The sequence below is a fragment of the Acutalibacter sp. genome (assembly GCF_056800975.1).
Map to the genome: position 1 here is coordinate 1 of NZ_JBQISV010000076.1, position 10,228 is coordinate 10,228.

General features: G+C 57.9%; 8 protein-coding genes. 1 reads left to right on the forward strand and 7 read right to left on the reverse strand.

The window, feature by feature from the left end; genetic code table 11:
- On the forward strand, positions 1–1,022 hold a 1,022-nt coding region (locus ACTO5E_RS08415), incomplete at its 5' end, for a helix-turn-helix domain-containing protein (protein WP_482302968.1).
- A 422-nt stretch (positions 1,023–1,444) separates the two neighbouring features.
- On the opposite strand, the gene ACTO5E_RS08420 is transcribed toward ACTO5E_RS08415, so the two are convergent.
- From ACTO5E_RS08420 to ACTO5E_RS08450, 7 genes are all read right to left on the reverse strand, one after another.
- The gene (locus ACTO5E_RS08420; protein WP_482302969.1) at positions 1,445–2,503 is read right to left on the reverse strand and encodes a glycoside hydrolase family 172 protein; all 1,059 of its coding nucleotides are present in this window, start codon (positions 2,501–2,503) and stop codon (positions 1,445–1,447) included.
- Positions 2,504–2,526: 23 nt separating this feature from the next.
- Complete coding sequence (locus ACTO5E_RS08425; protein ID WP_482302970.1) at positions 2,527–3,405, reverse strand: carbohydrate ABC transporter permease; 879 nt, start codon at positions 3,403–3,405, stop codon at positions 2,527–2,529.
- A gap of 12 nt (positions 3,406–3,417) precedes the next feature.
- On the reverse strand, positions 3,418–4,356 hold the full coding sequence (locus ACTO5E_RS08430) for an ABC transporter permease (protein WP_482302971.1): 939 nt from the start codon (positions 4,354–4,356) through the stop codon (positions 3,418–3,420).
- Between the two features lie 66 nt (positions 4,357–4,422).
- Positions 4,423–5,970, reverse strand: coding sequence for an ABC transporter substrate-binding protein (locus tag ACTO5E_RS08435; RefSeq protein ID WP_482302972.1), 1,548 nt, complete (start codon positions 5,968–5,970; stop codon positions 4,423–4,425).
- Between the two features lie 167 nt (positions 5,971–6,137).
- A complete protein-coding gene (locus ACTO5E_RS08440) occupies positions 6,138–7,748 on the reverse strand; it encodes a response regulator transcription factor (RefSeq protein ID WP_482302973.1) in 1,611 nt (536 codons plus the stop codon).
- The gene (locus ACTO5E_RS08445) at positions 7,745–9,475 is read right to left on the reverse strand and encodes a sensor histidine kinase (RefSeq protein WP_482302974.1); all 1,731 of its coding nucleotides are present in this window, start codon (positions 9,473–9,475) and stop codon (positions 7,745–7,747) included. The genes ACTO5E_RS08440 and ACTO5E_RS08445 overlap by 4 nt, the downstream gene beginning before the upstream one ends.
- Positions 9,476–9,692: 217 nt before the next feature.
- A complete protein-coding gene (locus tag ACTO5E_RS08450) occupies positions 9,693–9,893 on the reverse strand; it encodes a hypothetical protein (RefSeq protein ID WP_482302975.1) in 201 nt (66 codons plus the stop codon).
- Positions 9,894–10,228: the final 335 nt, after the last annotated feature.

Here is a 10,228-nt window from a genome sequence, read left to right on the forward strand (position 1 = left end):
TGATATTACTATCGAGAAGAAAGGAGTACATGGACATGATTCTAAAAACACATTTCGGCAAGCGTATTGCTGGATACCGCAAGCTGCTGGGCTGGTCTCAGTCTGAGCTGGCAGAAAGATTGGGTGTAACACCGCAGGCGGTCTCCAAATGGGAGACAGGAGCAGCGCTGCCTGACATTGATTTACTGCTGGAGCTCTCCCATCTGTACGGCGTTTCGATTAACGAGATGCTTGAGGATCAGGATATGTTAAGGCCGCTGACCAACCAGGAATACCGGTTGGAGGATATCGCGCTGTTCGATTCCAGTATAGAGGTATACCCGGAATGGGCGGAGGAAATGATCCGAGAAAACTGGTTTTACAGAAACTGGCAAGTGGCAAAGGCCGCTGACAAAAGAATCGAGCGTGAAGTAGGACAGCGGATCGCAATGATGGGCGGACTTATCCTGGAACTGGGCGCAGGTCCTGGCGGTGGCTTTGCGCCGTACATCCTGCAGGCCGCCCCGGACGCCTCCATCATCATCAGCGACCTGTCGCCCGCGATGGTGCGGGAATGGAAAAAGCTTTTGGACAGGGAGCTGAACTCGCCAAATCTTTCCTTCGCCGCCTTCGATTATTGCCATATCCCCTTTCGCGACAGCTGTATTGACGTGGTCACTGACCGTGGCGGTATCGCAAACGTCATAACCGGGAAGGGTGAGCCCGGGAACAAGGGGGCCGCCCTCAAGGAGGCATACCGTGTGCTGAAGCCAGGAGGGCTGCTGGTAACAACCTCAGGTTTTGTAACAAGGGAGACCTTTGACCTTCTTCCTGAACATGCACAGAATGTGTTCCGAGAAAAGCGGCCTGACATTTTTGAGGATCTGTATGCAGAAACCGTGCTTGCTGGTTTTCAGAAAATTGACAGCCTCGTCAGCGGCTATTCAGACACCAATGACGACGACAGCGGCATCGCTTCCCTCGCCCGCTCGCTAGAGGTAAACTTGAGATTCACAGAATACGTGCGGTACTGCTGGAAATGACTGCCAGACTATTTCATCTTTATCAAAAGACAGCAAAAGCCTTTCATTCCCCATACCTATACTAAGTAGGAGCGGCTGGCCAGGAACTCAAAAGCCCGCTGGCTCTGCGGGCTGCTCTCAGCCTGGCGCATGGCTTGGGCGAACAGCGATATCACCGTTTACAGGTATCTTGATGCTAAAACACGTCCCTGTTATAAAACATTTTACTCGCTTTTTGTCAACCACGCAGGTTCAGATCCCAAAAATCAAAGGCTTGCCGCAGGCAACGCCTTTGGCATCCCCCAAAACACGTCACAACCCGACGGTCCTTTTTTTGCCTCTTGAACGCCAAAAAGCCCCGGAATTCCAGGGCTTTTTTGGTGTGGCATCTTTTAAGATGTGTAACCATGGCCGCGCCGTCAGCTTTTCAGCCCCCGGGCAGCTCAGCGCCGCAAATAGAAATACGCCACGCAGTCAAAGGCGTCCCGGCGGTAAAAGGTGATGAACGCCTCCTCCAGCAGCTGGGACCAGTCCCAGTCCCGGCGGTACAGGTGGGTCATGTGCCCGCCTGTGTCCGCGCCCACGGGGATCAGCTCCGCCCCGGCCTCTGCCAGCCGCTTTGCCTCTCCAATGGAGCAGCCGCCTATGTCCTGAATGTCCACCCGGCAGCCCCGGTTGAAAAAAACAGGATCGTCCAGGTGGAAACGGTAGAAGGACACACCGCCCTCCCGGTGGTGCAGGCAGCCCTGGCTGCGGGAAACAAACTCGCCCTGCCCCCAGGCAGTACCGATATAGTCCTCCGTGCCGGTGCCTACCAGGCTGGGGGCCTCCTCTCCGTCCAGATAGACCTTGACCTCGCCCTCGCCCCACCAGCTCTCGCCATAGGCGGGGTTGATCTGGATCGCCACATTCATCCCCAAAAACCGGCCTTGGCCCTGGACCTGGGGCAGCACAGGCACATCCCTGCCCAAGGGCAGGCCGCGGGAGCAGGTAAAGGCGGCGTGAAAACGCATCGCGTCCTCGGGCAGGTCCTCCATGGTCAGGTCGACGTCGTAGAACAGGTGGGGATTGTCCCTGCCGGTTCCGTTGAACAGCGTCATCTTCGCGGACTTTTGGAAGGGCATGGGTATGGCGCATACAAAGGACCGGCCCTCCGGGGAGGCAAAAAGCCCGTTCTCAAAGGGAACCATACGCCCGGCGCCCATGCAGAAAAAGTCCCCCACCGGCACGTTGACCGACGGCTCCTCCTCTCCATCCCACCAGGCCCGGAGCCAGGTGTTTTTCAACGCCTCCGGGCTGCGGTCCTCCATGGTGAACCAGATGCGCCGCACCACCCCAGGGCCCTGCACATCGCACAGCACCTTTTCCTCGCCGGCGGCAAAATACTCGAAGGGGCGGCCCTTTGCGCCGAAATTCTCCTGGCCGCCCAAACCCCTGCCGCCAGTGGGGTTCTCAAAGCTCACCCAAACCGGGCGGCTGTTTTGATAGGTAAAAAGCTCCATTTCCAACTTCCTTTCTGATTTTGTTATCCCTTCACCGCGCCGATAGCAATGCCCTTGACAAAATAGCGCTGGAAGAAGGGGTATACCGCCAGCACCGGCAAAGCTCCCAGCACGGCCACCGCCATCTTGATGCCAACGGTGGGCAGCGGCCCCATAGAGGCCCCTGCGCTGCTGGCCTGCTTGAGCATCTCCGTTTTGGTCAGCAGCCGGTTGAGGATAACCTGAATGCTGAACAGCCGGTCGTCGCTGATATAGTAGAGGCCGTTCAGCCAGTCATTCCAATAGCCCAGCCCCGACAGCAGCGCCAGTGTCGCCACAATGGGCAGGGACATGGGCAGGACGATCTGCCACAGGATGCGGAACTCCCCCGCGCCGTCGATCCGTGCGGCCTCAATAACCGCGTCGGGCACATTGGCGGCGATATAGGTGCGCATCATAATGACATTGAAGGCGTTCATCAGCAGGTTGGGCACAATCAGCGCCGCCAGAGTATTTTTGATGTGGAAGGCCTGGGTCCACATTATATAGGTAGGCACCAGCCCCCCGTGGAACAGCATGGTAAAGAACAGAAAGAACGCGAACAGGTTCCGCTTGGGCAGGTCCTTGCGGGAGAGAGGGTAGGCAAACAGCGCCGTCAACAGCAGGTTGAGCGCCGTGCCGCACACGGTCACCAGCGCCGAGATAAGATATCCCCGCACAATAGAGCCGGAGTCCACCAGCAGATAGCGGTAGGCGGCCAGGTCGATCTCCCGGGGGAAAAAGGAATAGCCGTAGCGGATCAAGCTGTTCTCGGCCGTGACAGAGGAGGACAGCAGCAGCAGAAAGGGCAGCAGGCAGAACATTGCCAGCAGACACAATACTCCGTGGGCGGCAATCTGGAAAGCTCGCTCTTTTGCGGTCATATGCTCCCCTCCTTAAAACAGCGCGCTGTCCGGGTCGATCTTCCGCACAGCCAGGTTTGCCGCCACCACCAGCACAAAACCCACAAAGGACTGGTACAGCCCCGCCGCAGCGGTCATGCCCAGGTTGGAGGACTGCATCAGCCCCCGGTACACATAAGTATCGATGGTGTTGGTCACATCCAGCAGGGCCCCCTGGTTCATGGGCACCTGGTAGAACAGGCCGAAGTCCGAGTAGAAAATGCCCCCAATGCTCATCAGCGTCAAAATAACGATGGTGCTTTTCAAGCATGGCAGAGTGATATGGCATACCTGCTGCCACCGGGAGGCCCCGTCGATTACCGCGGCCTCATAATATTCCCGGTCAATGCCCACCAGTGTGGCATAGTAAAGGATGCAGTTATAGCCCAGGCCCTTCCAGATATTGACCAGCACCAGGATGAAGGGCCAGTATTGGGGCGACGAGTACCAGGAAACCGTCTTCCTCCCCAGCGGCGCCAAAATCGAGTTATTGATAAAGCCGTTTTCCGTGTTGAGGAAAGCGTAGACCAAATAGCTGACAATGACGATGGAAATCAGGAAGGGGATCAGGATCACGGTCTGGTACGCCTTCTTCGCCAACTGGGAGCGGAGCTCCCCCAGCAAAATGACCACGATGATGGCCAGCACAGTGCCCAGCACGATAAACACCAGGTTATAGCCAATGGTGTTCCGGGTGATCACCCAGGCGTCCTTTGTGGCGAACAGGAATTTGAAATTGTCGAAGCCCACATTGGGGCTCATATATACGCCGGTCTTAAAGTTATACCGTTTAAAGGCCATGACGATGCCGGTCATGGGGATATAGTTGTTAATAATCAAATAGATGCCGCCGGGGATCATCATGAGATACAGCGGCAGCAGATGCCTGCGTTTCCCCTGCCCCAGGCGTTGGCGCGGTGTGTGTGTTCGCATCCAGCGGAACCCCCTTTATGGTTTTCGGCGAAGGCGCGCAAACGCCCCCGCCGAATCCGTTTAATTTTACTGCTGTGCCAGCCACTCGTCCAGCTGCCGCTGTTTTTCAGCGATAATGGTCTCAATGCCCGCGTCCTTCAGCTCCTGGTTAAACTTGGGCAAGGTCTCCGCCGGGTCGAGCATCCCGCACTCCAGGCCGTTCTTATACCGGCTGGCCACGTTCTCGCAGGCAGTGATCTCGTTGAGGACAGCCTCGTTGTTCCACACAAAGCCCTTGGCGGGGGAGGCTGCGGCCCCGGTATTAAAGGAGCTGAGCTGCTCCCAGATGTCGAAGTCATCACCGTTCCAAATGGCGCCTACCTGCTGGTTGGGCCAGGCCCAGCCAAACACAGAGTAGCCGGTGTTCTCTGTGGTGACGCCGTCCGCGTAGTCCACCACATGGTGCTCCTTGTCTACATATTGATAGTGCTTGCCCTCAATGCCGTAAATAAAGGCCGTAGACACGTCATAATTGGTGTACATCAGGTTGAGCGCCTGCATGGCCTTTGCCGGGTTTTCGCTGGAAGAGGCGATGACATAAGGGCAGGCTACCATGCCGGTGGTTGACACAGCCGGAACGATCTCGCTTTGCAGCAGCTCCGTGCTGGCCTCGCGGCTGGCCTGAAGCACCGCGCCGGGCTTGGAGGGTACAAACCCGCCGAAGCCGGCTCCCGCGCCCAGCAGCTGCTCGATGGAGGAGGTATTGCTGGCCGCGTCGGGCATAATCAGGCCCTCCTGGCCCCATCTGTACATGCGGTTGACAAACTCCTCATAGGACTTGGTCTCATACAGGTTTACAACGGTGGTATCATTGCCCAAGGCGTTTTCAATTACGCCGAAGCTATCGGTCAGGTCGTCCACGGGCAGGGGGAGGGTGATAGAACCAGCCGCGCTGACCAGGGGATACACATCCGGCATCTCCTCCTTCACCTTGCGCAGCACGGGCTCCAGGCTGTCCAGATCCTTGATGGCACTGGTGTCGATCTTCAGCTGCTCCGCAAAATCCTTGCGCATCTGGAAGCACTTGTTCTGGGCCTTGTCCTTGTTGGCGGGCACGCCGTACTTCTGGCCGTTCAGCGAGACGCACTTCCAGTCGTCCTCGCTGATCATGGCAAGGGTTTCCTGGCCGTACTCCTCCAGCAGGCTATCAATGGGCTGAATCTGCCCGTTGGCCACCAGCGTGGTCATGGAGATAACCCAGGGGAACGCTCCCACAATGTCCATCTTCTCCCCAGAGGCCAGCGCCAGATTCATCTGCTCGCCATTCACCCCCCGGGTCAGCTGCACCTCGACTCCTGCCAGGTCTTTGGTGATGGAGCTGATGTAAGCCGCCACCTCGTTGCAGTCCTCGGTCTTGGCGTCGCCGATGGTCATGACAGAGACAGTATAGGTCTCGCCGTCCTCTTCAGGCTGAGAGGCGTCTTCCGAGCTGGCCTCCTGGCTGGCCGCCTTTGAGCTGGAAGAGGGCTGGGAGCTCTCAGGGGCTGAGGATGAGGGCTGGCCGCCGCAGCCTGCCAGCGCCGAAAGCATCAGCAGCAGGGCCAGCAGAGCCGCGATCGTTCGTTTCGTCCGCATATTATTTTCCTCCTTTGGGTTTCGCGGTGGCTCCGGTTGCCCGCCCACCGCCGGGAAATATAACTTACACGGACATTATAACCCCTCCGGCCTGGGCCCCGCCACTAAAAAGCCGCCCTCCCCTGTCAGTTATCCGACCTCTCGCTATCAGGATTGGGCCGGCGCTGTCACAAATCTGACTTTTCCTGTCGGTTTTCCGGGCTCCCCCGTCCTTCCCGGCGCTCCTCCGCTGGCGAGACTCCCATCACCTTTTTATATATGTGAGAGAAATGAGAAAAGTTGCCGTACCCGACCCGCAGGGCCACCGCGCTCACAGGCAGGGCGGTTTGCGTCAGCAGATCCCGGGCGGCTTTCATCTTCTCCCCCACAATGAATTCCTTAAGGGAGACCCCCATCTCCCGCCTGAACATCCGGGAGATGTAGTCCGGGTTCAAAAACACCTCCCGGGCAATGTCCGTGCGCTTGATATCCTGCTCGATGTGGTTGTAGATATACTGAAGAATCTGGTCGATCTGCCTGCCGTTTTTCTCTGGCTCCGCATCCTGAAAATAGGGCGTCACATAGTCCGCCAGCATTTTGAGCCCATCCACCGAGTGGTAGGCGGTCAGGTACTTGTCCATCAGCTCCGGCTCCTCCAGCAGCTCCTCCATGCCGGTCCCCCGCCGGCCCGCCGCCTGGGCAAACATGCTTACCAGCTTTTGGTAAAACAGCTTCAGTACCCGGGCGTTGACGCGCCGCTCCTCCACCAGCCGGTTCAGTACGGCGTGAATCTCGTCCCGCACAGTCAGCGAGCGTCCTCCGCTTTGCAGCGCCGCCTCCCAGCTGCGGAACTGGGCATTGAGCCACTCAGCCTCCGGCTCCCCGGCAGCGTCCTCCCCAAACACGCCTTCCAGATAGGCTACATTGTCCCGCATCCGGGCCCGCAGCCCTGCCGCCTGGTGGGAAAACTCCCGGAACGGCCTGGGGCTGCCCAGATAGCACGCTGTCTGAACGCCCAGCGCCTCCCGGCAGGCCCGCTGAAACCGCTCCATGACCCCGGCCAGCTCCTGCCCGCCGGCCTGCGCACAGGGCAGCGCCACTCCATACAGCCCATCGCCCAGCCCAACCAGCAGAGGCGCGTCGTCCCCAAGCCCCCTCAGCAGCTCTGCGAGGATGTTGCCCATTGCATAGCGGAGCTCGGGCTCCTCCCATTTCTCGGTTTCACCCCCAGGCAGCAGCTGCAAAAGCATACAGACTGTTCTGCGGTCCGAATCCAGGTCTATCCCCAGCTGGGCCAGGCTCTTTGACACAGCCTTCATCTCCGTGCGCTCCCGAAGGAAAGCGTCCCGCAGAACGCCGTCCAGCAGGGCCTCCCGGTTCCGTTGAAAGTAGTGGCCATAGCGGGAGTTTCTCTGCTGCTCCCGGCGCATTCGGATGCGGCTGACGGCCTTGTGCACCGCCTTTTGAATCTCCTCATAGGGGGCTGGCTGTAGGATATAATCGAAGCTCCCCAGATGGATCGCCTCCTGGGCGTAGGCAAACTCCGCATGAGCGGTGAGAAAAATGCACTCGACAGCATAGCCCTCCTTGAGCGCCCAGCGGAACAGGCTCAGGCCGTCCTCAGCAGGCATCTCGATATCGCACAGCATGATATCCACTGCCTCTTGCCGGAAGACCTCCCTGGCCTCGCTGGCATTATAGGCCCGGAACACTTGCTCTACCCCCAGGCTGTGCCAGTCTACCCCGGCCTGCACGCCGTTTATCACATTGATCTGGTCATCCACAATGAGCACGTTCATGGCTCGCGGCCCCCTCCCTGGTCCTCCTCCGGGAGTTGGCAGGGAAAATAGATCTCCACCTGCGCGCCTCCCCGGTTGGAGAACAAAAACTCACAGTCCTCCCCATACAGCAGCCGGAACCGGCGGCACACGTTCTGTATGCCGATATGCCCGCCCTCTCTCAAGCCGCCGGCATTGAGCTGGGCCAGCGCCTCCTCCGGGAAGCCCCTGCCGTTATCCCGGACAGTGAGAACAGCATAGGTCCGGCCGCCGCCCTCCAACAGCGAACCCCGAATGGTGAGCTCCAGGGTGCGCCCAGGCGCCGCGCCATATTTCATGGCGTTCTCCACAAAGGCCAGCAGGGCAAAGGGAGGGGCGGGCGTCTGCTCCAGCTGGGGGTCCAGCTCCATCGTCCAGCGAGGGGGCTCGGGCATACACATAGCCTGCAGGCCAATGTAGTTTCGCACGTTCCGGGCCTCTGCCGACAAGGGGGCCAGGGTGCGGTCGTCATACAGCAAAAACCGCAGGTATTCGGACAGCCGCAGCACCATGTCCTGTATCTTGTCGAACTCTTTGCCCTGGGCCAGGCCGTAAATGTTTTTCAAACAGTTAAGGAAGAAGTGCGGCCGAATCTGCACCTTGAGGTACTGGATCTGGGCCCGCTGTATCTCCAATTCCTGCTCATAAGACGCGATCTTGAACGCCTGAATCTGGCGGGTCATGTGGTTAAAGGTCTTGGCCAGCCGCACAAATTCGTCTGTCGGGTAGCTGGTCCCCAGCTGTACGTCCAGGTTCCCGCTCCCCACCTGCTCCATGGCCCCCACCAGGCTTTCCAGCGGGTGCAGCCAGTACCGCAGCAGCAGCCAGAAGCTGAAGAAGACCAGCAGCAGAATAACAGCCAGGGCGGTCAGAATTGCGATCTGGATCTGGTCCATGTTCATCAGCAGGCCGCTGTAGGGCATGGCATAGATCAGATGCAGCCCGCCATAGCCCAGCCCGCTGCCTACCAGAAGGCTCCGGCTCTCCGGGCCGCCGGTGTTGGGGCTGATCGAGTAGGCCTCCTCCACCGGCGCGGCCTCAATACGTTTCTTCGCCAGGCGGGGCTTTTCGGTAAGAGGGATTCCCTGACTGTCGGCAAAGAAGAAAAAGGCGTCCTCCTGCTCCCCTACCCCAGAAAAATCCACATAGTCCAGGTCCACGGCACACATGCTGTAGGTCTCCTGGTTGCCGAGAATGCGCAGCAGGAAGGGGCGTCCCTCCACCTCCCGCAGGAACCAGCCCCAGGTATGGCAGTCGGGGTGGTTTTCGATGGCGTCGGCAAACAGGGCCTCCAGGCTTGCCTTTTCGGCGTAAGCATAGCTGCGGGAGTAGTACGCAGCCCGGTGCAGGCTGTTTTTCCGGGAGCAGAACAGAATGCCCGCCAGGTAGGGCCGGACATTGACTTGAGATTGCAGCTTGCGGACCACCTCCACCCCCAGCACATGGGCCTTCAGGCTGCCCACCGGATAGCGCAGCTGGGCGCAGTCCCGGTCGTTGGCTAAAAAGTTGGAAAGGAAGTAGTCTGTCTCGCTCAGGTCCCGTTTTACTGTCTCCCGGTAGAGCTGCAGAGCGCTCTCGCCGCTAAGCGCCACCCGGTCATTGAGGGTGTGGATGCTGTACACGCCATAGCATAAAAGCAGCCCCACCAGCGGTACAAAGAAAACCATCATAATAAGAGCCACTTGCTTTTTCGAGGATATTTTCTTCATACTTCCCATCCAGCCTTTCCCTTATCGATACGCCTGACTGTTATGTGCTTGTGTGATATTTAGTATACACCACAAGCCAAAAAAATCAAGCGTTTCCCATGGTCCTGGCGGAGGATGGCTGAGTCTGTCTAATCCGAAATCTTTATAGAGCCCAATAAAATGTTCTATCAATGATACCCGAAACCATCTTGTGCGCCTATCCTTCACATTGTGTCATTCAGCGCAAGACTTGTCTATAGCTGGGATGCCCTCCCTTGTATTCATTTTGATAATAACTATTTTTTGGAGAAAAAGAAAGCTCGGTCGAGCTGAAAACACTGGCGCAGGCGGCGGACAACTTAACCAGACCGTATTTCGGAGTTTTAAAACCGGCTCTAGGCCTCTTCTCTCTTAAACTACAAGAAAGTTCTTCTTTCATCTAAAGTTTTCCCCCGGCATAGCCAGGGATTCTTTTCGCAAAACCAACAATAAAAAGAACCAAAGATTTCTCTTTGATCCTTTTTAAAAAAGTATTCACTTACTTGCACTGCCCCGACTTGTCTGTGTGACTGTTCAAAACCGGCCGGCTTGGGGTGGCGTCCCCCAAAACACGTCACAACCTGACGGTCCTTTTTTGGCCTCTTGAACGCCAAAAACGCCACCCGCTCGCGGGCAAAAAAACTTCACTCATCCACCCATGCAGGTGCGCGAATCGGGTCCAGCGTCACGCTGGTGGTGCCGCCGACCGGGTTTGAACCGGTACAGTATTTCTAC

Excerpts from the sequence above, each read along its gene's own strand:
- ACTO5E_RS08450 (WP_482302975.1), bottom strand. The coding sequence starts at position 9,893 with ATGAAAGAAGAACTTTCTTGTAGTTTAAGAGAGAAGAGGCCTAGAGCC.
- ACTO5E_RS08445 (WP_482302974.1), bottom strand. The coding sequence starts at position 9,475 with ATGAAGAAAATATCCTCGAAAAAGCAAGTGGCTCTTATTATGATGGTT.
- ACTO5E_RS08435 (WP_482302972.1), bottom strand. The coding sequence starts at position 5,970 with ATGCGGACGAAACGAACGATCGCGGCTCTGCTGGCCCTGCTGCTGATG.
- ACTO5E_RS08425 (WP_482302970.1), bottom strand. The coding sequence starts at position 3,405 with ATGACCGCAAAAGAGCGAGCTTTCCAGATTGCCGCCCACGGAGTATTG.
- ACTO5E_RS08440 (WP_482302973.1), bottom strand. The coding sequence starts at position 7,748 with ATGAACGTGCTCATTGTGGATGACCAGATCAATGTGATAAACGGCGTG.
- ACTO5E_RS08430 (WP_482302971.1), bottom strand. The coding sequence starts at position 4,356 with ATGCGAACACACACACCGCGCCAACGCCTGGGGCAGGGGAAACGCAGG.
- ACTO5E_RS08420 (WP_482302969.1), bottom strand. The coding sequence starts at position 2,503 with ATGGAGCTTTTTACCTATCAAAACAGCCGCCCGGTTTGGGTGAGCTTT.